This window comes from Aromatoleum anaerobium (assembly GCF_012910705.2).
GTDB lineage: Bacteria > Pseudomonadota > Gammaproteobacteria > Burkholderiales > Rhodocyclaceae > Aromatoleum > Aromatoleum anaerobium.
Map to the genome: position 1 here is coordinate 374756 of NZ_WTVG02000040.1, position 23450 is coordinate 398205.

Annotated in this window: 25 protein-coding genes; 16 read left to right on the forward strand and 9 right to left on the reverse strand. The window is 66.9% G+C overall.

Annotated features, from left to right (window positions below; all coding sequences use genetic code 11):
• Positions 1-213: 213 nt before the first annotated feature.
• From GO606_RS17270 to GO606_RS17310, 9 genes are all read right to left on the reverse strand, one after another.
• Positions 214-627: a single-stranded DNA-binding protein gene (locus GO606_RS17270; protein WP_169120232.1), complete on the reverse strand. Its 414-nt coding sequence runs from the start codon at positions 625-627 to the stop codon at positions 214-216.
• A gap of 68 nt (positions 628-695) precedes the next feature.
• Entirely contained in the window at positions 696-950 is a 255-nt protein-coding gene (locus GO606_RS17275) for a hypothetical protein (RefSeq protein ID WP_157866556.1), read from the reverse strand.
• A gap of 193 nt (positions 951-1143) precedes the next feature.
• Entirely contained in the window at positions 1144-2295 is a 1152-nt protein-coding gene (locus GO606_RS17280) for a PFL_4669 family integrating conjugative element protein (RefSeq protein WP_246979700.1), read from the reverse strand.
• A gap of 5 nt (positions 2296-2300) precedes the next feature.
• On the reverse strand, positions 2301-2699 hold the full coding sequence (locus GO606_RS17285) for a hypothetical protein (RefSeq protein ID WP_246979702.1): 399 nt from the start codon (positions 2697-2699) through the stop codon (positions 2301-2303).
• A gap of 189 nt (positions 2700-2888) precedes the next feature.
• Positions 2889-3443 (reverse strand): DUF2857 domain-containing protein, encoded by a 555-nt coding sequence (locus tag GO606_RS17290; RefSeq protein WP_011236056.1) that lies wholly within the window; start codon positions 3441-3443, stop codon positions 2889-2891.
• Between the two features lie 145 nt (positions 3444-3588).
• Positions 3589-5088: a hypothetical protein gene (locus GO606_RS17295; RefSeq protein ID WP_246979704.1), complete on the reverse strand. Its 1500-nt coding sequence runs from the start codon at positions 5086-5088 to the stop codon at positions 3589-3591.
• Positions 5063-5965, reverse strand: coding sequence for a ParA family protein (locus GO606_RS17300; RefSeq protein WP_169120383.1), 903 nt, complete (start codon positions 5963-5965; stop codon positions 5063-5065). The genes GO606_RS17295 and GO606_RS17300 overlap by 26 nt, the downstream gene beginning before the upstream one ends.
• Before the next feature lie 215 nt (positions 5966-6180).
• A complete protein-coding gene (mobH, locus tag GO606_RS17305; RefSeq protein WP_169120385.1) occupies positions 6181-8316 on the reverse strand; it encodes a MobH family relaxase in 2136 nt (711 codons plus the stop codon).
• A 3-nt stretch (positions 8317-8319) separates the two neighbouring features.
• Positions 8320-8781 (reverse strand): hypothetical protein, encoded by a 462-nt coding sequence (locus tag GO606_RS17310; protein ID WP_169120386.1) that lies wholly within the window; start codon positions 8779-8781, stop codon positions 8320-8322.
• Between the two features lie 620 nt (positions 8782-9401).
• Here GO606_RS17310 and pilL2 point away from each other — a divergent pair.
• The 16 genes from pilL2 to GO606_RS17390 all read left to right on the forward strand — a co-directional run bounded on the left by pilL2 (position 9402) and on the right by GO606_RS17390 (position 23450).
• Entirely contained in the window at positions 9402-9890 is a 489-nt protein-coding gene (gene pilL2 / locus GO606_RS17315; protein WP_169120387.1) for a PFGI-1 class ICE element type IV pilus protein PilL2, read from the forward strand.
• A complete protein-coding gene (locus GO606_RS17320) occupies positions 9887-10573 on the forward strand; it encodes a hypothetical protein (RefSeq protein WP_169120388.1) in 687 nt (228 codons plus the stop codon). The genes pilL2 and GO606_RS17320 overlap by 4 nt, the downstream gene beginning before the upstream one ends.
• 9 nt (positions 10574-10582) lie before the next feature.
• Positions 10583-11080 carry a hypothetical protein gene (locus GO606_RS17325; RefSeq protein ID WP_169120389.1) on the forward strand — a complete coding sequence of 166 codons (498 nt, stop codon included), beginning with the start codon at positions 10583-10585 and terminating at the stop codon, positions 11078-11080.
• Entirely contained in the window at positions 11077-11658 is a 582-nt protein-coding gene (locus GO606_RS17330) for a lysozyme family protein (RefSeq protein ID WP_169120390.1), read from the forward strand. Before GO606_RS17325 ends, GO606_RS17330 begins: the two co-directional genes overlap by 4 nt.
• Entirely contained in the window at positions 11651-13975 is a 2325-nt protein-coding gene (traD, locus tag GO606_RS17335; RefSeq protein WP_246979706.1) for a type IV conjugative transfer system coupling protein TraD, read from the forward strand. The genes GO606_RS17330 and traD overlap by 8 nt, the downstream gene beginning before the upstream one ends.
• Positions 13972-14739 carry a TIGR03747 family integrating conjugative element membrane protein gene (locus tag GO606_RS17340; protein WP_011236069.1) on the forward strand — a complete coding sequence of 256 codons (768 nt, stop codon included), beginning with the start codon at positions 13972-13974 and terminating at the stop codon, positions 14737-14739. The genes traD and GO606_RS17340 overlap by 4 nt, the downstream gene beginning before the upstream one ends.
• 10 nt (positions 14740-14749) lie before the next feature.
• The gene (locus GO606_RS17345) at positions 14750-15055 is read left to right on the forward strand and encodes an integrative conjugative element protein, RAQPRD family (protein WP_041645452.1); all 306 of its coding nucleotides are present in this window, start codon (positions 14750-14752) and stop codon (positions 15053-15055) included.
• Between the two features lie 7 nt (positions 15056-15062).
• On the forward strand, positions 15063-15299 hold the full coding sequence (locus tag GO606_RS17350) for a DUF3262 family protein (RefSeq protein ID WP_169120676.1): 237 nt from the start codon (positions 15063-15065) through the stop codon (positions 15297-15299).
• Between the two features lie 82 nt (positions 15300-15381).
• Positions 15382-15813, forward strand: coding sequence for a TIGR03745 family integrating conjugative element membrane protein (locus tag GO606_RS17355; protein WP_049780134.1), 432 nt, complete (start codon positions 15382-15384; stop codon positions 15811-15813).
• Between the two features lie 9 nt (positions 15814-15822).
• Complete coding sequence (locus GO606_RS17360) at positions 15823-16257, forward strand: TIGR03750 family conjugal transfer protein (RefSeq protein ID WP_169120678.1); 435 nt, start codon at positions 15823-15825, stop codon at positions 16255-16257.
• 15 nt (positions 16258-16272) lie between these two features.
• Positions 16273-17418, forward strand: a complete 1146-nt coding sequence (locus GO606_RS17365) for a PFL_4703 family integrating conjugative element protein (RefSeq protein ID WP_246979708.1) — start codon at positions 16273-16275, stop codon at positions 17416-17418.
• A complete protein-coding gene (locus GO606_RS17370; RefSeq protein ID WP_068881151.1) occupies positions 17378-18136 on the forward strand; it encodes a TIGR03749 family integrating conjugative element protein in 759 nt (252 codons plus the stop codon). Before GO606_RS17365 ends, GO606_RS17370 begins: the two co-directional genes overlap by 41 nt.
• Positions 18137-18145: 9 nt before the next feature.
• Positions 18146-19597, forward strand: coding sequence for a TIGR03752 family integrating conjugative element protein (locus GO606_RS17375; RefSeq protein WP_011236075.1), 1452 nt, complete (start codon positions 18146-18148; stop codon positions 19595-19597).
• Positions 19584-20057 carry a TIGR03751 family conjugal transfer lipoprotein gene (locus tag GO606_RS17380; RefSeq protein ID WP_169119674.1) on the forward strand — a complete coding sequence of 158 codons (474 nt, stop codon included), beginning with the start codon at positions 19584-19586 and terminating at the stop codon, positions 20055-20057. Before GO606_RS17375 ends, GO606_RS17380 begins: the two co-directional genes overlap by 14 nt.
• 13 nt (positions 20058-20070) lie before the next feature.
• Complete coding sequence (locus GO606_RS17385; protein ID WP_011236077.1) at positions 20071-22923, forward strand: conjugative transfer ATPase; 2853 nt, start codon at positions 20071-20073, stop codon at positions 22921-22923.
• A complete protein-coding gene (locus GO606_RS17390; protein ID WP_041645456.1) occupies positions 22923-23450 on the forward strand; it encodes a hypothetical protein in 528 nt (175 codons plus the stop codon). Before GO606_RS17385 ends, GO606_RS17390 begins: the two co-directional genes overlap by 1 nt.

Below are 23450 nucleotides of genomic sequence, written 5' to 3' on the forward strand. Positions count from 1 at the left end.
CGACCCAAAACCGTGGAAGGCGAACCGATGCCGGCGGCGAACGTCCCGAACAACGTTGCGCAACAGAATCAGCGAATCATTATCCCCGCGCTGCAGGGCATTGACCGTGGATAACTTGTTACCGCAGCGCCATTCTTGGCATCCATCAAACGGGGACAGCTCCAATTCCCCATCCCTACCGCCCTGGCTATGACTGGCCGATCTGTTCAACGCTCAAGCATCTTCATGTGCTTCGCGCGCAATCCCCGCCTGATCACGCTTGGGCTTGTATTCGATCCGGGATACCCGCCCCAGGCACAACGTGATGTCGTCGGCGGTGACCTGGAAGCCCGGCACTTTCTCCGATGCTCCCTCCGGCAGATACATGAACTGCTTGAGCGTCCCTTCGACCTGAACGCGCGCACCCTTCCTCAGCAGACGAGCGGCGTCCTCGCCACGCTGACCCCAGAGCGAAACGCGCATCCAGAATCCGCCGACCTGCTGATACTCGTCGTTGGCTTCGTCATAGGCGTAGTCGTCGAAGAACACGCGCATCTCGGCCACCACCTCGTTGCCACCATTGACCGGGATGTGCTTGAGGGCGGGGGCATCGCCGAGATTGCCTTTCCCCTTGAAGACGTTGGGCATGTTTCTCTCCTTGGCGTCGCATTAGAAGACGCTGGAAGCGGACGCCGACGTTCCCAGCGTGTGAAACGCTACCGGCAACGTTCCTGGGCATGCCTCAACGCCAGCCGGGCCTCGATCTCACGGCGGTTGAGTTCGAGCGCGCGCCGATGCGTCTGGTCGTACCACTCCCGGAGGACGCCTGGAAGGCGAACGAAGTAGCCCTCGATGTCCCCCCACGGAATGTGGCCAGCATGAGGACCGGCGCCTGCGGAGCGCCAGCGCAGATGCACCTGGCCGGTCGTTTTGCGCCGATGGATCGACAGGTAGAAGGTGCGTCCGCTCACGCGCCGCGTCAGCCGGGACAGGTCTGCCTGGGCCCGATGAATCTTGTCGACACATGCAGCCGCCTGCCGCACCTCAGCCGGGGCTTCGCCCCTACCCGTAAGGCCCTTTGCGCCACATTCCGGTTGACCTGACTCAGAGGGCGCTGCGCCACGCTTCGATGGATTGCATTGCGTCATCGCCCGGTCCGCGTGATCAGTCCACCAGGCCATCGTCGGTTGGTTCATCGACCGCTGCGCCACGCTCCTGATGGATGCCAGCAAGCTCCGCGGCGACGCGCTCGAGCATGACCTTCTCGGTATCGGAAATCGCCACGCGTCGCTGGGAGTGACGCGAGCCCTGGTGGCCTGCGTAAATTCCCGATGGCACAGGGCCGAAGATTCCGGTGACCGCGGCGACGCGACGCTGGGCGACGGCGTCAGCGCCCGGCAGGAAATCGGTGCGGCTGAGCGGCAGCAGCTCGGGCTTGCTGAGCCATGTCTCGAACCGGATGAACTCCTCGAAAGCTGCCCGCATCGGCCGGGTGAATTGCCGGATTGCGTCGTGCACCTGCTTGTCGGAGAAGATGGCCTTGCGCCCGAGCGTCTTGACGACGCGCACGTAGTAGTCGAACTCGACGATCAGTTCGGCGATGGCGTAGCCATAGGGACTGCGGAAACCGAGTTCGAGCACTTTGGGCTCGCGAGACTTGAGGATCGCAAAGCCCAAGCCCTTGTCCGCCCGCTTCCGGATCTCGGCGTCGAACGTCTGCGCTTGCTGGTCCAGGCCACGCCGCAGCTCGGGGATACGGTGGTCGGCCCGCAGAAGTGCCCAGTCTGCGTAGGGGTTGTTGTTGCGGCTCAGCGTCCACAACGCCTTGAGGCTGGACGCGACCCGCTTCCCGCCCGGGATGGCGTTGTACTGACCAGCCGGGTCGCGCCGACGTCCCATGAACATTCGGAAGCCTTCCTTGGTATGGAGCGTCATCGTATCGACGCCATCGTCGACCAGCGCCCCGAGGTCGCGAAGCTGCGTGGCCACGCCCGCCTCGACCGTCAGATCGGCACCCTCGGTCACACGGTATTCCGCCTCCATCTGCTTGAGCCGGTCGTTGCGCTGCAGGTAGAGCTCGTAGCGCGGCCAACGCGGATCGGTGGGATCCGGGTCTTCCGATTCGATGAGCTCGATGAGCCTCTCCCGCTCCTTGGCAAGGCTGTAACCGTCGTCGAAGGGCGAACGCTCCTCGGTTTCGAAGGGGATGGGATTACCGCCGGGGAAGATCGGATCGCTGAGGCCGGGGTGATCGGCAGGAAGATGAGGAGAACGCGGGGGCGCAGGAGTGGAGGGGCGGGAGAGGCCATGAGGCATTCCCTTCACGTGAAGAGGGTGGGCGGGGCCGCGCCCGCGCCCGCCGCATCGCGGAAGCGGGCGAGCGCGGGAATCGGCGTGAAGCCGGGGAGAAACGCAGTGCTTGGGAGCGGACTGCCCAACAACTGGCGCAGCACCGGGACATTGACCTGATAGGCGGCAGTGGCACGCGGAATCTTCCTGGCGATGACGAGGGACCGACACTCGAGACGCTGGAGCGCACGCTGCACCACCTGATAGCCCAGCCCGGTGCAGGCTGCCAGGCTGCGGCTGGAAACCTGGACCGGCATCCGGTCGGCGGACCGCCAGAGCAGCGCGAGCAGCATGGCCGTGGCGGGATAGTCGCCGCCCAGCCGGGCGAGGAGATCGAGCGTGATCTGTTGCTCGGAGGCGAGTGAAGTCATGGGGGGTGGACCGGGTGATTCCACCGCACAGCAGATCGTCGCCTGGGTCGATCGAACCCAGCGTCAATGGGATTTCCGCTGGGTCGATTGAACCCAGCGGGACGGCAAGACCGCTCGGGCAGCTGGACGCCGCGTCCGCTTTCCGCGTGATCCTCGCCCCAAGAGTGCGGCGCAGCGGCGTCGGCCATTTCAGCCCGCCTCGCAATCGTCGAACTCGTGGACGACATACCAAAGGGTCGCGATCGACATCGTGGGAAAGGCGCGGTGCAGTTCGACGTACTGCTGCTGTGGCGGAAAGTTGCTGCGTATTTGCGGCCAGGCCCGCTGGACGGCTTCGCGAACCTCAGCGCGGGGAAGGGAAGGACGCCCGCGCGCGAGCGAGCCCGGGCACAGCAAGGCGCGTTGCTCGCGGACCTGCTCCATGGTCATCCTGAAGAGATGCACCAGCAACTGAGGGTGCGCCCCGTGCCTGACGTGGTACTCGAGGAGTTCACGGGCTTCCGTCATGGCCTCGTGGCGCCGGTAGGCGGCCTCGAGCATCGCGGGGTCGAAGCGCACGGAAACATCGAACTGGGGCATGCCGGCGATGGCATGCAGGTCTCTGACCGAGGCGGCGCGAAGGGTGTCGAGGATGTCGGGACTCAGCCCTGCTTCCAGCAGCGTCTCCACCTCACCCGCCTCGAGCAAATGGATGAGATGGGACAACACGGCGACCCGCAGCTGTTCGCTCCTGATGGGAATCATGCGCGAATACCCCCCTTGTCGGTTGGGCTTCGGGACGGCTCGCCAAGCGGAACCACGGCAGAGCTGGCGCGGCGATCCGGTGTCCCGACCGCGGCCTTGCACCGGGAGGCGGAAACGACGGACGTAGCCTCGGCACTCATGGCGGCTACTCAGCGCGTCCGTCCGCAACACGACGCCCGTGATAGGCGTCCATCAGCGTCCGCATCAAAGGCCAGTAGGCCGGTTGCAGCAGGAGGGAGACGATGTGCTGGGCGTCGGCCTCGGATCCCCCGGCGTCGTCCGACAGGCGGAGCAGCAGCCGATGCGCTGCATGCCGCGCCCGGCCCTCCTCCCCGTCCGTCGCGAGATCGTCACCCGCCAGCGGCTCGATGCGAAACCCCGGTGCCACATCGGGATCACTGCGCACCAGGGACGAAATCCGGAACTGCGCCGAAAAGCCGTCGAGCGCGGCGGCAAAGCCGGTGTCGTCCACGGCGTCGCTGGAGCTGGCGCTTGACGGGCTCGCGCGCTTGGATTGCACCGCCGGCGGTTGCTGCACAGGGAGATTTTCGACGCCGGAATCAACATGATCGGGCGTCGGCATCGCGGCGGGAATCTCCAATGGCGCACCGCCGGAAAGCCGCACCCGAATCTCTGCCGCAGAAAGTGGTTTGGCCGCCGCCATTACGGCGCGCAAGGTCTGCTCCACGGCCGAAACCGGGCAGTTGGCCTGGCGGGCGAACTGGGCGTTCATCTGCGCCAGGATGCGTTCCACCTCCATTGCGGTGAGCCGCGGCGGACTGTCCTGCTCGCGAACGGCATTGATCGCGGTGCCGGCATCGGACACCAGCTCCTGGAACTCGGTCTGACGGACATAGGGATCCAGGTTGAGCGCTTCCGCGAGCTTCTCCAGGTGACCGAAGCGGCCGCGGATCGCGCCTGTGCTCTCATGGGTGAGGTGCGCACCGAAGGCCGCCAGCTGTTCGACGGCGAAGAGGTAGTTCACCGCCGTAACCGTATGGAGCTTCAAGCCGTACTTCCCCGCGCGCTCGGAGAAGGCACGCAGGCTCAGCGGCGAACCGAGTTCCGATTCCAGCAGGCCCTTCAGGTCGGCTGCTCCCCGGGCCTTCTCCCAGAAGGTCGTTTCGCCATGAGTCTGGTTTTCGGTGAGATGCGCAGCGAGGACGTCACTCTCGCTCACCCAGGGCCGGAAGACCGCTCGCACCCACTCGTACTTCGCATCCTGGGTCTCACGCCAGAGCTCCTGCACGACCTGCAGCCGGGTGTTGGCGCCGGCATAGCACATGTACCGACCGGCGCCGGGACGGCGGGTCACGGCGATCGCGTCATGGAGGCCTCCGCGTGACTTGATGGAGGCCCGGATGTCCGCGTACAGGGGGTTGGTCCGCAAGCGCGGGTTGCGGTCGTAGCAGTCGACGTCCGTGCATCTCAACATCATCCAGCCTTCTGCATCCTGACCCGCCTTGAGGTCGGCCGCGGCGTTCTCAGGGCTCTTCACGGTGAGACTGTGGGCGGCGAGGAGCGCCCGCCGCTCGGCGGTGCTTGACGGTCTGGGGCTGGGCGCCCGGAGTCTTCCCTGCTTTTCCATGTGCAGGGCCAGGTCCTTGATGGAGATGGTTTCAGGCAGTCGCGTCTTGGATGTCATCACCTACCTCGGCACGCAAATCGGTCGCCGGCCCACCAGCGTGGTTTCCAGCCAGACTGGGGATCAGCTCCCACAGGAGGGTGTGCATCGTCTCCCGCGCCCGCGCGGGGTCGATCCAATGGACGGGAAGCTGCGCGGTCGCGGCGCTCTTGTACGCCACCGCGTGGGGCACGACGGTGTCGAGCACACTCACTCGGCATTTCAGCTTCCGGTACTCGTCGCGGATGGCCTTCACGATTTCGCGCGCATCCCGGGTGTTCTCCTGGCGATAAAGGATCGCCTGCATGGCGGGCACGGAAAACCCGAATGCGCTAGCGGTCTCGACACGATCGAGCAGTTTTTGCGTGCCGTCGAGAAACTCCCGCGCCGACAGAATGTCGGGCGGGACCGGGGAAAGTAGCCGGTCGGCGGCCAGAACCGCGGCATCCTGGAGGTGGCCCACGGCCCCCTGGGTGTCGATCATCACCACGTCGTAATGCTCGGAGATGAGGGGGCTGCGGAGCGCGAGCTTGATGCGCAGCGCGCTGTCCATGCGCGGCGCAAGCCAGTCCTGAAGCGTGCCCTCGGGCGCGTCCGAGACGACAAGATCGAGGCACCCGTTCGGATTGAGCCGGGGCTTTCCCCGCGGCGCAATGGGCGCGAGCGCAAGGTCGATCGTCGAGATGCAGTCGGCGGTGAGCGCCCCCTGCTTGATCATCTGAGTGAGCCCATGCGGCGCCAGTCGACCGATCGGGAAATACCGGCTGAGACTGGGCTGGACATCGGCATCGATCAGCAGCACCCGCATGCCAAGGTCTGCCAGGAGCGCGCCGAGATTGGCGTTAAGGGTGGTCTTGCCGACACCGCCTTTGGTCGAAACGACGCTGTAGACGATCATCGAGCCCTCCTTGAAAAGAGACAGAAGGGGCGAATCGCAAAGGGACGGAGAGCAAATGGGAAAGCAGTGTGCCTACGGGATGGCCGTCGGTACGCGCTCGCGTTGCGACGAGCGGTGTCCCACATGGAATTTGCCTATCAAGAAATAAGATTAGTCAGGCGTCCGTGCTTGTCAAGCGTCAGACATGGCAAATGCAATCACTCGCGGCGATCGCGCTACGTCGTTCCCGATGCGGTCGTCTGGGCGAACGGCACAACGTTCGGATTCGCGGGCGGAACCGGATTGATCCAGCGCTCGGGATGCTTGATCACCACCGCAGCGAGCTTTCCAGCCGGTTTCGCGCCCCGCCCGAGCACCGTGTAGTGGAGCACGTTGGCATTCCCCGAGCCGACAACGTGCCACCGCGCCTTGATGACGTGCCGCTGGATGCCGGTTCCCACTTTGTCGCCGCTTGGCGCGTGCGGCGGACCGGTGCCGTCATCGCCGTACAGCGCGGCAAATTCGCGGAATGTCCGCGGCGAGACCAATGCCATCCCTTCGGGCACGAAGTGCACGGGCGCGCCTGCCTCGTTGTATGGAATCGAGCCGTCGGCCAGGCCTTGTTGCAGCCATGTCATAAAGCGCAGCGCGGCGTCGCTTGGACCGGGACCTTCGCTGCCCATCCTGTTCGGTTGCGCGGTATCGGCGGATCGCGTTGGCTCACGCACGAATGGGGTGACGGGGCCGCTCATCGGCGAGGGCATCCGGGGTAATGTTTTCGGATTCGGGTCATCCTGTGTCGTCACTGATTCCTCATCGGAGAGGAAGCGGTCCCCGCCTTCCTCTTCCGTTGAGTCGGGAGCCGGCGCAGCCGGGCGCCCTTGCAGCGCCTGAGTGACCGTCGCGTCGGCCAGTCTGGAAGCGGCGTGCGGCGGCCGGGGCGCGGGAATGTCCGGACCCTGGCATTTCTTGCCGGGTCGCTGCCGCGCTTCCTCAGCATCGCGCGCGAGAGCCTCTCCCTGCCCTGCTTCCGTGCCCTCACCCGCCTCTCGCCTGTCCCGCGCGTTGCGCGGAGGTTTCACGACCATCGTTCCCTCGAACGTCGCCGGGTACGCGTCCGGACTGTCGAAAAGCTTGTCGAGCGGAAACCTGAGCATGGCCAGTTCGTGCGCGTAGCCGCCACCGCGCACCTCCACGTACCACACCGCCTGCCCGGTGTCCGGATTGCGCTCGAGCACACCATAGTCCTGCCAGGTGTCGAACAGGCGGTCGTTCTTGCTCGCGCCCGGAAGGCTCTCGCCGCCGCCGGGTTCCACACGCGCGATCTCCTCGCGCACCGCGTCCGCCAAGCGCTTGGCCACGAACCAGATTGCGCCATCGGCGACCCAGCCTGCGGCACCATCTCGATTGAGTGGCAATCCTCCTTGGCGCAGCAGCCGACGCATCGCGACCATCAGCTGTTCGATCAGCGGGACGGTGGTCGCAGCGCCGAACTGGCTGCGGGGCCCTTGCTGCAGATTGCTGGCTGCCGAGCGCCGATCGGCCAGGCGCACGATCTCGGTCAACACACTCGTTGCGTCATCGCCCGACCATACCGCCTGCAGCTCGAGCATGACCGAAGGCTCGCGCGCCAGGAAGGCGAACGCCGTGGCCGGCACGATGCGCGGCGCCAGGACCAGCGGCAGGCGGCGGTGCGCTCCGTAGTCGCGCTCCGCCTTTGGCGCGAAGCGGACTTCGTACTCGGCTGCGCCAGCGGCCACCATATCGCCCGTCATCGGCAACCACGGGCGGAGCAATCCGTCCGCGCGTTCCGCGAGCACGACCCGCAGATCGGTCATCGGTTTGCCGATGTCGTGGAGCAGCGCGGCGAAGATGACTGCATAGGTCCAATGGTCCCGCTGCCGGTCGACCACTTCGGCAGCGCCCCCGCGCGGAAGCAGATAGCCATTACGGATCGTGATCGCGGCATGCACCACCTCCACGATGTGGGCCGCGAGTCCGCCGACATGGGCGTGGTGATGCGCCTCGCTCGCCGGCAGGAGCTGCACGTACCGCAGGGTCTGCCCGATCGCGGGCGCGAAGTCCCGCTCCCAGACAGCCTGGCTCAGCTTCGATTCGCGGTGGATCTGTTGCAATGCAGCGGCGAGGTTGCAGACCTGGATCAGTGTGGAGGCGTCAAGGACCTGAAGCCATCCCGGGCGGCTGGCCGCGAGCGCCCGTGCGTCACCGGCCGTCGCAGTCGGGGGACCGACCGCATCCGGCGCGGCCGGGCCCGACGCGCGACGGCCGCTCCTGTCGTGATAACTGGCCCAGATCAACCAGACGGCCAGCACTGCCGCAACGAGCAAGAATCCGGCAGCCAGTATGGCCATGGGTCACCCCCGGCGCTCACGCATCTGTGCGGCACAGAACTGGGTCAGCAGCCCGATCCGGAGCACTTCCCGTCGCGGGTAGGGGTGTTCGGACTCCCAGACCTCGACGGTCGCGCCCCGGCAAAAGGCGCTGAAGGATTCTACGAGGGGCTCCCACTTCTCGCCGTCGCGCTTCGCACGAAAGCGGCAGAACGGCAGCGCCGACAGATCGGCTGCCAGCTGCGCCGGGTCGGCCGGTTCGAGGAGATCCACGTAGCGGGCGAGGAGATCTCGCACGGCTAGAACGGGATCGTCCTCCGGGTAGAGGTAGGTCTCCAGTCCGTCGTACTGCCCGAGCCAACGGAGCAGGACACCGCGCCAACCCGGCTCTCCGAGGCCCTCGAGGAAATGGCCGATCGTGATGACCGCCTGGGTTCGGGCGTCCTCCTGATGCGGCGGAATCGGTGGTGGCGGCATTTCGTTCATCAGCGTTCCATCTCCAGAATGCTGTCCGTTGCCTTGTTGTTTGCCTTCGCTGTGATCCCTTAAGCGGCCGGCCGAGCGACAGCCGTAAACGTACTTTCGTCGCATGCCGGCATTCGCCATCCGTGCAACATGCCCGCCTGCAGCAGCCAATCGAATAGGGTGCGGGAGGTTTTCCTTTTCGTCATCGGTAAAGTCTCGGAAGATTCCGCGACTTTACGCTTGACATGCCGCAGGGATCGTGATCGCCCCTTTCTCACCTTTGCGCCAGCGTGCACCGGCACGCTGCCGCACCCCTAACCGGTCGGCATTTGCCGCAGGCACCCCGTGCCCGTCAATCCTTCGCCCAGACCGGATTCAAGGGCTGGGCGCCCTTTCGGATTGGGCCGGTAACCCGTTGCTGCGGACCGCCGGCGGGCCGCCGCCTTTTGGCGCCGTTTCCGTGACTATCATTTTTGTGTTACCCGCGCAAGCATAAAGCCGAAAAATCTTTCTCGATTTGACGAATGCGCCACCCGGCCGCGCTCGCCACACTTTGCACCGTGACTGGCCGCTGACCGCAGCCTGCATCCCCGACGGCGCCTCAGCGGCGGGGATGCCTTTTTCAATCACGGAGCAGTTCGATGGATCGCGTTACCGCAATCACTCTTCTTCTGCTTGCCACCCCCGTGTCGGCCACGCATCCGGACCCGACGCACCCGGATCCGGTCCGCCTCGCGCGTTACACGACTGCGCCGGCGACGCCAGACCCCGCCATGGCCGATCCGATGGCGGTCGTGGCCACCGTCCATTTTCCCCGCGAGCACGTGCGCACGGTGCGCGATGCGGTTGCCTTCCTGCTCCTTCGCACGGGCTTTCGGCTCGAATCGACAGATTTGGCGGCAAGTGCGCTGCTCGACATGCCCCTGCCGGAGTCCCATCGCGATCTCGGTCCCTATCCCGCCCGGGCGATCCTCGAGGTCCTGGTCGGCCCGCCTTATCGCGTGCAGATCTCCCTGGTCGATCGCACGCTCTCCATTGGTCTCACGGATGAAGGCAGCAACGCCGAGCGGGTGGCCGCGGTTCGGCCGCCGCTCGCCCCGCAGGCCGCAACGCTGGAGCCGCTGAAGTGAACGCCCCTTCGGCACAGGCGGAAAGTGAATCGATGGTGCGCCTCGCACCACGGCTCGCGAGGATTGGCCGCAACCAGCGCCCGGTGATCCTGGCCCTCATCGCTGCCTTGGTCCTCGCCGGCGGCGTCATTCTGTTCGTCGCGCCCGAGCAACCAGCGGCGCCCGCCCCGTTGCCGCAAGCTCAACCCCTCGAAGCGATCGGGCAGCACACACCCCCCATTCCGGAGTTCGACGCGCCGGCCCCCGCCGATTCGATCGGCTCGCCTCGCCTGGATCAGCTCGACGAGCGGGTCGACGCATTGTCTCGTACCGTGGAGTCGATCGACGGGCAATTCTCGGAGATCAACAACCGTCTGGTCTCGCTCCACCAGGTGAGCGACGAGCTTCGCGTGCGCCTCGAGGCTCTGGCTCAGCGGCGCGAACCCGCCTCCGTTCCGGCGCGCCGCGCGGCGCCGGCCAGAACCGGAACCGCCACGAAAACCAGGACGCCGACAGTAGTTTCGGTCGATATCTGGGGCGGTCAGCCTTCCGTGGCGATCCGGGACGCCAAAGGCGACCTCGCCTTTTACCGTGAGGGCGATACCGTCGGTGTGGCACGGATCCAGCGCATCGACGCACAGGCGCGCCAGGTTCACCTCAGCCTTCCCGACGGCACCGTCACGGCCGTCGGCGTACGGCACTGAGGGCATGTCGTGAGAAAAGCCCTTCCCGCCCTCGCCCTGCTGATCGTGCTGACGAACGTCGGCGCCGTGGAAACGGGGGAAACCCGAATCGACACTGTCGGCCGCAGCGCCACGGACCCTGGCCGATCCGAACGCGCCCCTATGGAAGTGTCACGGACCGATGTCCTGGAGGCCGGCTACTGGGGAATCACCCTCGAAGAATTGCACCGCGCCCGGCATCTGATGCGCGGCCCGCGCGGCGCCTTCAGCGACCCCCGCATCAGTCCGATCGAGGTGCTCGGCATCCACGCGCGATCCGACACCGAGCGCGACCGCTACGCCGCGCTGTTCGCGAAGCTCCTGCACGAGGACACCGACCGCGTGCTGGCGTGGCAGCGGGCCGGCGACACCGCCATGCGCCGACTCTATCCAACCGACAAGGCGGTCGACTTTTCTTTCGGTCGTCCTGCGGGCGGGGGAAAAACACTGCCCAACTGGTTCTTTTCACCGGGGGGTTCGGCGCAATGACGCCCAATGCCACTCGCCGCGCCTTCCTGGTGCAGGCCTCCGCAGCGTTGGCGCTGCTCGCCGTACCGTCGCGCTCCCACGCCCGGGCGCAGGCGCGCAAGACGCCGCCCGCATATCCGCCAATCCCGCCGGCCTATCGCCACGTCGCCGAATCGCTCGCGCTTCCCGCCGCGATCCTGTACGGCGTCGCGATCCAGGAGTCGGTGATGCGCTGGGGAACCGTCTCTTTGCCTTGGCCCTGGACCCTCAATGTGCGCGCCGTCCCACGCCGCTACGGCGCCTATGAGACGGCGGTTGCCGACCTGGAGCGAATCCTGGCGCAGGGCGTGCGCAACGTGGACTGCGGAACCATGCAGGTCAACTGGCGCTACCACGCCGACAAGCTCCGTACCCCCGCGCTCGCGCTGGAGCCCTGGCACAACCTGAAGGTGGCCGGTTTCATTCTCCTCGAGTGCCGTGCGACCACCCCGAGCTGGTTCGACGCCGTCGGCGCCTATCACAGCCCCGGCGACGCCGAACGGGCTGCCCGCTACGCCCGATCAGTGTTTCGCCATATCGGCAGGATCCGCGATGCCTGAACGCGCGCCCTCCTCCCTACTGAAGGCTTTCGTGCTCGCCGTGCCCCCCGCGGCGCGTCACCGCAGCGCCTACGATTCCTCCCGCCGCAATGGCGGTTTCGGCACAACCGTGGCCACTCTCCCACCGGGCCTCCTCCTGCCCACCCTCCCGGCCACGGTTGTGCCTACCTTCGAGGGGCTGGTGAGCCGCGGAGCGATCGAGGCCTGGCTCCGACCGCCAATCGAGATCTGGAGCGCAGCGGCTTCGGCAGGGTGCGGGCTGATCGCGCTGGTGGCCCCCTGGGCGCTGATGATGCCGGCCGAACTGGGACTCGCGACCGCCTCCCTCGCCTTCGGCTTCGCCGGCTTTCGCGGGAATCAGGCCTGGCGGGTCTGGCGTTATCAGTACGGGCTGACGCGCTACAAGGTCACCGCCGTAGCACCCCACCGGCTTCCCCGCATCCCCGGCAAGCTCTACCTGGGCGAAGGCTTCGCCTGGGGACAGCAGCATACGCAGCGGCGCATGGATGCGACGCGTCCGCACGCCCAGGCGTATCTGGTGGAGGGCCCGTTCATCCGCTCGACGCGGGCGGCGCTCCGGGCCCTGCGCTCCACGCCCCTGAAGCCCCTCGCCGCAGCGCTCATGCTGCCACGCTGGTGGAACCCGCTCTCCGAGCCGCCGGACCTCGGCGGCACGCCGGTCCTGCACGGCGTGGAGCCGAAGGAGGTCCCTGTCACGCTCGGGCAGAAACACCGCCCCGGCCACCTCCTCGTCCTCGGTACGACCCGCGTCGGCAAGACGCGCGGCATGGAGCTCCTAGCCACTCAGGACATCCGCGACGGCAAGGTCGTGATCGTCATCGACCCGAAAGGCGACGCGGACCTCATGCTGCGTGTCCATGCCGAGGCGGCACGGGCCGGCCGCCTGGACCAGCTCTATCTCTTCCACCTCGGCTACCCGGACATCTCCGCCCGCTACAACGGCATTGGCAATTTCGCCCGCATCACCGAGGTCGCGAACCGCACCACCAATCCGCTCCCGTCCAGTGGAAACTCCGCCGCATTCAAGGAGTTCGCCTGGCGTTTCACGAACCTCGTCGCCCAGGCGCAGGTGGCCCTGGGACAGGTCCCGACCTACGACCTGCTGCTGCGCGATATCACCGACATCGAACCGCTCTTCCTGCGCTACGCCACTCACGTGCTCCAGACCCAGGGCCCCGGCAACTGGGAAGTGCTGGTCGAACAGGTACAGGCCCGTATCGAGAAGCGGCAGCTCAGCGTGCCGCGCACCCTGCAGGACCGCAGCGAGCGCCTCATCGCCTTGGTGCATGTACTGAAGGACCTGCAACTTCCCGACGCCGTCCTGCAGGGGCTGGCCACTGCGGTGCGCTACGAGCGGAGCTTCTTCGAGAAGATCGTCGCCTCCCTGGGGCCGTTCCTCGAGAAGCTCACCACCGGCCCCGTTGGCAAGCTCATCTCCCCGGACTACTTCGACCCGACCGACACCCGGCCGATCTTCGACTGGATGCAGGTCATTCGCCAGGACGGCATCGTGTACGTGGGTCTCGACGCCCTCTCCGATGCCACGGTCGCCGCAGCCGTCGGCAATTCCATGCTCGCCGACCTCGTCAGTGTCGGGGGCAAGCTCTACAAGACCGGCCTCAATCCGCATCACCCGACGGGCAAGATCGTCCTGCCTGAGGTGGCCTGCCACTTCGACGAGGTGAACGAGATCGCCGGTCCCGAGTTCGTGCCGATGGTGAACAAGCTGGGCGGCTCCGGCTTCAGCATCACCGCCTACACGCAGACCATCCCGGACATCGAGGCCCGGCTCGGCGACGCCGCCAAGGCGCGCCAGGTGCTGGGCAACTTCAACAACCTGGTCATGCTGCGGGTCAAGGACCCCGGCACGGCCGAGTTCTTCTGTAATCAGCTGCCCGACGTCGACGTCCAGCACCTGATGGTAGTGACCGGGGTCAGCGACACGGACGGCTCAACCGAGACCGATTTCACCTCCCGGAACGAAGACCGTCTCACCACCCTGCGCGAGCCGATGGTGTCGCCCGCCGACATCATGGCCCTGCCCCAAGGCCAGGCCTTCGCGCTCCTGGAAGGCAACCGCCTCTTCAAGCTTCGCTTCCCGCTCCCCGATCCCGCCAACGACCGCTTCATCCCCGCTTCACTGCAGGAGATCGCCGTCCAGATGCGCGCCAAGTACCGGACGTCCGAGCACTGGGCAGGCCAGACGGACTGGCTGAAGGACATGCCGGTCGGACTGGTCACGCCGCTCGGCTTTGTTGACGAGCCTGCCGACGAGCCCGGAGGGGAGGCCAAATGATCTCCGCAGCAAACCCGGCCACTCAGCGTCCGCCGCCCCGGGCCTCTACCGCGCCCGGCGCCGCCCACTCGCGCGGCCCGCTCGGAGCGCTTGCGGGCCTCGTGCTCGGACTGGTGTTTGCGACTTTCAGCTCCTGGGTCTTCGGGACGGCGCTGATGATCGTCGGGGACTACAGCTTCTGGAAGGAGCGCGGCCTCGATCGCGCCCGGGCCGCGGTCGACGAGGATCTCGGTTATATCCGCGGCTTCCCGCGTTCGCTGATGGTCGAGGACACGGTCGGCTTCGCCGCCGGCCTTGCCGAGCGCATGACGCGCCCCTACACGTGGCTGGGTGCTCCTGCCTTCATCGCACGCGCCCAGGCCGTGGAGCCGGACAGCGCGACCAATCGCCACGCCCGCATCGCGGTACAGGCGATCAAGGAAGGCGGGCGCTGGATGGAGATCTCACTCCACGTGGCGCGGGACACGGCGATACGCCTTGCCGTCGCCTTTTATGCCTTGCCCGCATTCGTCATGGCGGTCTGCATCGGCCTCATCGACGGCCTGGTGCGGCGTGACCTGCGCAAGTGGTCGGGGGGCAGGGAATCCTCCTATGTCTACCACCACGCGAAACGCTTCACCTGGTGGTTCCTGACCGCCGGTTTCACCGCCTATCTCGCCTGGCCCTTCGGGGGCTTCAACCCGGCCTACCTTGTCCTCGTTTTCGCGCTCCTGGTCGCAGCGTCGGTCTCGACCACGGCCTCCACCTTCAAGAAGTATCTCTGAAGGAGTCACCATGCACCCATCCTTCCGATTGCTGCCGTTCGCGCTCGCCATCGCCGCCTTCGCGCCATTCTCCGTCGCCTACGCCGACGACGATCGCGAGCGCGAGAACCTCGCCCGCCTCGAGCACGAACTCGCCCTCCTCACCCGTGAGGTCCGTGCCGCCCGGGGCGACGCGCCAACCCGCGCCCGGATCCACTTTCAGTACGAGGACCTCGCCCGCGATCTGGAAATGATCCGCGCCGGCATCGCCGATCACCTCAGCGCGCCCCGCCAGCCTCGCCCGGTCGAGCCGCTGAAGGGCGACTACCGCCGTTGATCTTGTCATGTCCCTGTCATCCGAACAGGCAGCCGCCTTCGCGCAGGCCGCGGGCTTGTCGGCCGGCGACATCGCGGAGGTCCTGGCGCTGCTCGTGGGGGCCGTCGTCGTCCTCTGGGCCGCCGATATGGTGCGCCGCCTCGGCATGGAGGCCATCGACAACCCCAAGCGGCTGCCCCAGATGACGTTCTACAAGCTGCGGGTCCTGATCATCGTCTTGCTGCTGATCTACTTCCTCACCTAGATCGACGGCCAAACCGGCAGGCGGGCCGCGGGTCTGTCGGCGATTTCCAGGCGCGGCGTATCAACCTCCGGAGTACGACACGATGAACCCTTTCCCCTCCCAGGCGACCGCCGTCCCGGCGGTACCACTCACACATCCCTTCGCAGCCCCGGCGAAGCCGACTCACCGGTTCCTCGCCCGCGCTTCGGCCCTCACGGTCGGCATTCTCGCCTTCGCCCTCATGTCCGATCCCGCCCTCGCCGAGCTCCCCACCGCGGTGACGGCCGACGGGGCCGCGTCCGGCGACTACATCGAGATTCTCAAGCAGTACTTCAAGCTCGGCCTCCTCGCGCTGGGCCTGATCATCGCCGTGATCGCATTCCTCAACGTCGGGGGCGGCTTGCTCGCCATGTTCAACAGCTTCCGAACAGGGCGAGCGGAACTGGGCGATTTGGGCATGTTCGCCGTCCTCGGTGTCGTGATCCTCGTTCTTGTCATGTACCTGCTCAACGAAGCGGCCGTCATCATCACCTAAACCCCCACCATGGAACCGTCCAGTCCTCTGGCCCAGCCTGACGCGACCTTTGGCGCGCACGGCGCGCCGCTGCCCGATCGCGTGAACGCCGAGCCCGCCATCATCCGGGGTCTCTCGTCCACCGAGTCAGTGTGGGTCATCGGACTGGCGTTTCTCCTCTGGTTTCCGGTCAGCGGCGTCCTGGGCTTCGCCTTCAGGAGCCTGCCGATGGCGGTGTTCGTCATCGTGACCGGCCCGCTCGCCACCGCGTGGCTCGTCTCGGGACAGATGGCCACGGTCAAACGCAATCGGCCCGACTACTACTACATCCACCTGGCGCTGCACAGGTTCGCATCGATGCACCTCATCCGCTCCCCCTTCGTCACACACTCGGGCGCATGGGAAATCGGCCGCACGCTTCCTCCAGTGCAGGACCGCAAGGCCCGCCGGCGGCCGCTTCTTTGATCTGGAGCAATGGCCATGTCTGGACTCACCGCCGCCCTCGCCAACCGTGACGCGACGATCCGCCGTCAGGCGTGGTTCATCGCAGCGCTGATGGTGTTGCTGCTGATCGCCCTGGTCAGTTGGCGCACCACTGCCACCGATATCATCGCCCACGTACCGCCCGATCTCTCCCGCGGAGCCACCCTGCAACTGGGCCGCGTGACTGAGGTACCTCACCCTAACGTCTATGGATTCGGGTTCTACATCTGGCAGCAGGTCAACCGCTGGGCCAAGGACGGCTCGAAGGACTATGGCGCGCAGATCTTCGCCCTGCAGCACTACCTCACCCCCTCCTGCCGCGAGCAACTACTCCAGGACTTGCAGATCAAGGCGGGCGACGCCGAGCTCATTCAGCGCACGCGCGCCCTGATGGAGATCCCGGGCTACGGGTACAGCGCCAATCGCGTCTCCAACCACGGCAACGGCGGCTGGACGGTGCTCATTGACGCCCAGCTCATCGAGACGTCCCGGGCCATGCCGGTCAAGGACGCCTTCGTCCGCTACCCCCTCCACGTCGTGCGCTACGACGTCGACCGCGAGAAAAACCCCTGGGGCCTGGCACTCAACTGTTTTGGGGGCCGCCATCCGGAGCGGATCGACCCGCACGCCCTGGAAGTGCCGGCTGAGCCGCTACCGCACCCGCCGCCTCGCTGCCCCCACCCTCAAGGCGCCGGACTTGCCGCCGCGCCGCAAGCGCCCGCCCTGCCCCAGAAGCCTGCCGCCGCGCTGCGGCGAATCCAGGAAGTGATCGATGTCCGCCGCATCCCGTCTCTTGATCGCCGGCGCGTGTGTGCCCCTCGTCGCGCCTGCGATGGCCGAGCAAGTCGTTCAGCCACCAGGTCTCGCGACGCCGAGGCCGCTTACCGCACCGGTCGACACCGGCGTGCCGGCCCCTTCGAGCGTGGGAGCGGAATCCTTCGGCCTGGGCGCGCTGCCGCAAGGGCGGATGGTTCTACCGCAAGCGGTCAGCACACCGCCCGCGGCGCCGCTCCCGGCCACTGTTCCAGCCCCCGCTCAAACAGACGCCGCGGCATCCAAGAAGCAAGATTCCGTGCCGCCGCCCGAGACGGAGGAAGCGCCATTGAAACCCGCCCCCCGTGCCCGCAAGGCCTCGTCTCATGACAACGGTGGCACGCAGCACGCGCTCTTCGAGCGCCTCCCGGTTCACGTCCTGCTCGCCCCCGACGCGGAGCGTCTGGTGCATTTCCCCTTCGTGGCCTTGATGGACCTGCCACCCGGGCTCGAAGGGCTCCTCGAGGTTCAGATCATCGAGGACACGGCCTATCTCACCGCCAACGCCCCCTTCCCGCGGGCCCGGGTGCATGTACAGGCGATCGACGGCACCGCCAAGATCCCGCTCGACATCGAGGCGGCGGAAGGGGTAGCGGTGGCCCCCATGCTCCAGGTGCATCTTCCCAGCGGCGACGATGCGGACGATGTCGCATCCACCGGGTCGCGGGAGGCGCCGACCGTCGACATGATCGAGCTCACCCGCTACGCGGCCAAGACGCTCTACGCCCCAAGCCGCCTGGTGCCCGTCCTGCCGGGCGTGCAGCAAGAGCCCGTGGACCGCAAGACGGTGCCCGGGCTTTACCGCGGGGCCGAGGTTGAGACTGCGCCGTTGGGCGCCTGGTCGAGCGGGTCGCTCCATGTGACGGCGGTGCGCTTCACCAACCGCTCGGACCGTCCTCTGGAGCTCGACATTGAGCAGTTGCGCGGCCGCTGGATCGCCGCCACCCCGCAGCACTGGCGGCTGCTGCCGCGCGGCTCCGAGGCGGACACCACGGCCGTGTACCTGATCTCGGACCGCCCCTTCGCGGCCGTTCCGCTCTGGCGCTAGGACGTCATCATGCATGTCAGCCAGAACAAGCTGGTGCCCGTCCTCACGGCCGTTGCCCTGACGGTGACGGGCTACATCCTCTACAAACAGAGCGAGCATCCGGGCGTCGAGCCGGGCGCGCCGATGACGGAGGTGCCTCTGCCTCCCACGCAGAAAGGGGCCGATGCCGATACACCCCAGGAGACCCTCAAGACCGTCGTGGCGGGCTACAGCGAACTCAACGATCGCGTGGCGGCGCTGGTGGATGAGAACCGGCGCCTGCTCGAGGAGAACACGCGCAAGCAGCGCACCGAGGACCGGATCCGTGAGCAACTCCGCAAGGAGCTTCGGACCGAGATGACGGCCGAGATTGAGGCCCTGAACCGCCGCCAGGCGCCCACAGCAGATACCGGCGGACTCCTCGAATCGGCGCTCGGCCCCGGTAACCTCCCCCGTGGTTTCGGTTTCGACAGCGGCTCGAAGGCTGGCAATACCGGCGGGACGGTCGCGGCGGCGCCCACCCGCGTGCTGCCGCTGGGTTACGAGATGGGCAAGGGAGCGGACGGCAAGGAGGGCGTCGTTCGCAAGCTGGCACTGGCAGACACCACGGCCACGGCCGCCAGGCGCACTCGGACCGCGCCCTCCTCCCAGGCACGCAAGACGGTTCCCGCCGCTATCCCCTTCTTCACCATCCCCGAGAACGCGACGCTCACCGGTGTCGCCAACATGACGGCGATCGTCGGCCGGGTGCCGGTGGACGGGAAGGTAACCGATCCCATGCAGTTCAAGCTGCTCCTGGGCCCGGAGAACCTGGCCGCAAACGGTCACTACCTGCCGCGAAACCTCACGGGCGTGGTCGTCTCCGGCATCGCCATCGGCGACATGACCCTTTCCTGCGCCGAGGGTCTCATCCAGTCGCTCACCTTCGTGTTCAATGACGGGAGCATCGAGACGGTGAGCCGCCGCAATAACGGCACCACCCCTCTGTTCGGCGCCACCGATAGCTCAAGCGGCCACATGCCGTCGCTCGCTGCGGCGCCGAAGCTCGGATGGATCTCCGACCGATACGGCAACCCCTGCATTCCGGGACGATTCGTCACGAACGCGCCCGCTCATCTCACCGATGCGATCGGGCTGCGGAGCCTGGCGATCGCGGGCCAGGCCGCGGCGGCTGCGCAAACCACCCAGACGGGCAACGTGTTCGGGACAACGACGAGCCGCGTCACCGGCGACACGGGAACCTACATCCTGGGCCAGATGATGGGCGGCGCCACCGACGAAGTGACGAGCTGGATCATGCGGCGGCTGACCAACTCCTTCGACGCCGTGGTCGTTCCCGCCGGCGGGGAGGTCGTGGTGCACATCGACACTGAGATCCCGATCGACAAATCCCCCGAAGCCCGCCGGCTCGACTACGGGCGCCTGGACACCGGCTCCGCGCGACTTTCCCAACTCAGAGGCACCTACCATGGACTCGACTGACCCGACCTGCCGAATCGTCTTGCCGCTCCTGGCTGCCATTACCGTCACAGCATGCAGCGTCGCCGGGCCGCGCGCCTCGCCCCTGCCCGCGGAGGGGCCGACCATGGAGCAGATCTACCGGGATCGCACCGGCGAAGCCGACCGTAACCGCGCACGGGAAGCGCTGCCGCTGCGCCCGGCGGAGGAGATCCGCCCCGGGCCCGTGCGCGAGTCGGCCCTGCAGCAGATCGAGCAGCGCTTCGCGCGGCTCGAGAACCCGGATCTCATCATGGTTGTCTTCCCGCACCTCGCCCACGGCAAGTATCCGGTGCCCGCGTATGTGACCGCCTTCCCCATGTACGAGTCGGTGGAGTACCTGCTCCCCGGAGAGGGCGACGGCCCGCCCCGTCCAGAGACGCCCAGCGTGCCTTCGGCACTGGGCGGGAGCGAAACGACCGTCCGTGCCCCGGGCGGCAATTAGGGGGAGACGGCGCATGTTCGGCTTCACCCGCATGCTGGGCTTTGGCCCGAGCCACGACGATCCAACGAGCACGGGTGCGTCCCGGTCCGGCGAGCCCATCGTGCCCCGCCAGCCCTTCCGGATCCGCGACCGGCGCCGCTTCGCGGCGCGTCCGCCCAGCATCACCGATCAGTTGCCCTGGGTGGACTACGAGCCGGAGACGAACACCTTCCTCTTGGAGGATGGTGTCTCCCGCGCCCTCCTCTTCGAGCTCGAGCCCATTGCCACCGAGGCCAGCACCGACCAGTACCTGCAGGCGCGCTGCGTCGAGATCCAGTCAGCGCTGCAGGCGCTGCCGGAATACGACGAGGCGCCCTGGGTGGTGCAGTTCTTCTGCAACGACGACACGGATCTCTCCTGGCAGATCGAGCGCCTTCGGGATTACATCCTCTCGGTGCATGAGAAAGCCCCGGAGCGCGCCCGCGCCATCCTGGAGAGCGACTTCACCCGGCATTTTTTCGGCGAGATGGCCGAACACTTGGCCCAGGTGTCGCGACCGGAAGGGCTCTTCACCGACGAAGGCGTATCGGGCAACCGCTGGCGCGGCCAACTGCGGCGGGTGCGCTGCGCGATCTATCGCCGCTTTCCCGAGGGCTTTGACTTCTCGCGGGAAGTCCTCGACCCCGTCGAGAAGCTCCAGCAGACGGCCCGGGGCCTGATCGCCGGGCTCGGCCAGACGGGCGTCAAGGCCCGGCCCATGAACGCCGCGGACTTCTACGCGTGGCTGCTGCCCTTTTTCAATCCCAAGCCGGACTTCGCGGCCACGGCCGGGGAGTTGCTGCGCCTGTGCACCTACCCCACCGAGGATGTGGCAGCGGAGGGGCTGGACCTCGCGGAACTCCTCTTCCTCTCCCCGCCGCGCTCGGATCACAAGGCCGGGCTGTGGTTCTTCGACGGGCGCCCGGTGCGCGCCCTGGCGCTCCAGTCCGTATCGAAGAGGCCGGAGATCGGTCATTTCACCGCGGAACGCGAGCACGCCGGCAAGCACTTCGCACGCTTCGAGCGGCTCCCCGACGGAACCATGCTCTCCGCGACCATGGTGATCTACCCGCAGGACACCATGCGCCGGCGGGTCGAGGGCATCAAGAGCGCTTCACGCGCCAACACGATCGACGCGATCCACACCCATGACGAGGCCGTCCAGGTCCTCGACCACATGCGCGCCGACAAGCTCTACCCCTTGTACCTCGTGCTCTTCGTGCGAGGCGAGGACGTAAAGCAGCTGGGCCGCCAGGTGGCCGATCTCACCGCCGTGCTGCACACCTCGGGCCTCAAGCTGATCCAGCCCACCGACGAGTTGCAGGGCTGCGACGTCTTTCTGCGCGCGCTCCCGATGTGCTTCGACCCTGCCTATGACGGGAAGCAGCTCCGCCGCAGCCGGTTGATCTTCGCCTCCCAGATCGCCGCCTTGCTGCCCCTCTACGGCCGTGCCCGCGGGACCGGGCATCCGGGCTTCTGGCTGTGGAACCGGGGCGGTGAGCCCTTCCTCTTTGATCCGCTGAACCCCCGCGATCGCAACAAGAACGCCCACTTGCTCACGCTGGGCCCGACGGGAGCCGGCAAGTCGGCCACCCTCTGCTACCTCGCGATGCTGGTGATGGCCATCTACCGCCCGCGGCTTTTCATCGTCGATGCGGGAAATTCCTTCGGCTTGCTGGGCGAGCACCTGCGCGCCCACGGCCTCACTGTCCATCGGGTGGAGCTCACCCCCGACGCGGACCTGTCGCTGCCGCCCTTCGTCATGGCGCCTCGGCTCTTCGAACAGGAGGAAGAGAAGGCGCTGGCGCGCGCCATGGAATCGCCCGAGCTCGAAGCGCTTCCATCTGACAACTCGGAGCCACCACGGAAGGTGAAGGATGACGACGATGAAGAAGGCGCCGATCCCGGCAAACGGGATGTCCTGGGCGAAATGATCATCGCGGCCACCCTGATGATCACCGGAGGCGAGGAAGGCGAGATGCGCAAGATGAGCCGTGCCGACCGCTACCTGATCGCGCGCGCCATCCTGACCGCGGCGCACCGTGCACGCGATGAGGGAAAGCCCCATCCACGGGCCCAGGACGTGGCCCAGACGCTCATGGCCATGCGCAACGACGAGAGCCTCGGGCTCGCCCGCCGCGATCGCGCCGAGGAGATGGGCCAGGCGATGATGGTCTTCTGCGACGGTCTGCGCGGGCGTCTCTTCGACCGCTATGGCATGAATTGGCCGGACGTCGACGTGACCATCGTCGAGATGGGCACCCTGGCCCACGAGGGCTACGAGGACGCCCTTGCCGTCGCCTACACCTCGCTCGTGAACCACGTCCAGGCCCTGGCGGAAGCCACCCAGCACGACCATCGACCCATCGTGAATCTGACCGACGAGGGCCACATCGTGACGATCAACGAGCTCCTCAACGTCTATGTCGTCAAGATCACGAAGATGTGGCGCAAGCTCGGCGCGTGGTTCTGGCTGGGAACGCAGAACATGAAGGACTTTCCGGAGAGCGCCTCACGCATGTTGAACATGTGCGAGCACTGGATGCTGCTCACGATGGACCGGGACGAGATCGAGCAGGTCGGCCGCTTCCGCACCCTCACCGCTGAACAGCGCGCCCTGATGGAATCGGCGCGCAAGGAGCCGCCGAAGTACACCGAGGGCGTCATCCTGAATCCGAAGATGCAGGCCCTCTTCCGCAACGTTCCGCCGCCCCTCGCCATCGCGCTGGCAATGACGGAGAAGCACGAGAAGGCGCAGCGACAGGACATCATGACCGCCACCGGGTGCACGGAGCTCGAGGCAGCCTATGCGATCGCCCGCGAGCTTGCGGCAAAGAGGGCCGCGTGATGGACATCCTTCCTCACACGTGCAGCGAGTTTCCCTTTGCGGTCCGGCTCGACCGCGTGGTGGCCGAGGCCCGGCCGCATCACCGGTTGCTCTTCCTGGAGCATCTCCCGGACGACACGTTCATGCCCTGGGCTCGCGCGCGGGCGCTCGCCGAGCCCGAGAATGTGGCCCACCTCCATTTCTATGCCGATGGCCGAGGCCTCGTTACGGGCGTCGTCGCCGGCTATGACGTGGAAGGCGACGGCCTGGACGACGCCCTGCGTACGGTCCTCACCGGCCGCACCCTCGTCCTCGTCGCCGGCGCCGATACCGCGTTCAGGCGGCTCGGCGCGCCGTTCCTCGCGTGGCTCGACTGGGCCGCAGCCCATCTCCCCCTGACCGTTGCCTGCACCGGCCACGCCGGGCGCTTCCTCCCGGGGCTGCGCCAACACGCTGTGGTCGTCTCTCAGTTCTCCGACGCCCCGGTCGGCGACACGAGTGCCGGCCGCGCCGGCAATGCCGTCCAAACACCCCGCCAGGACTCGTAA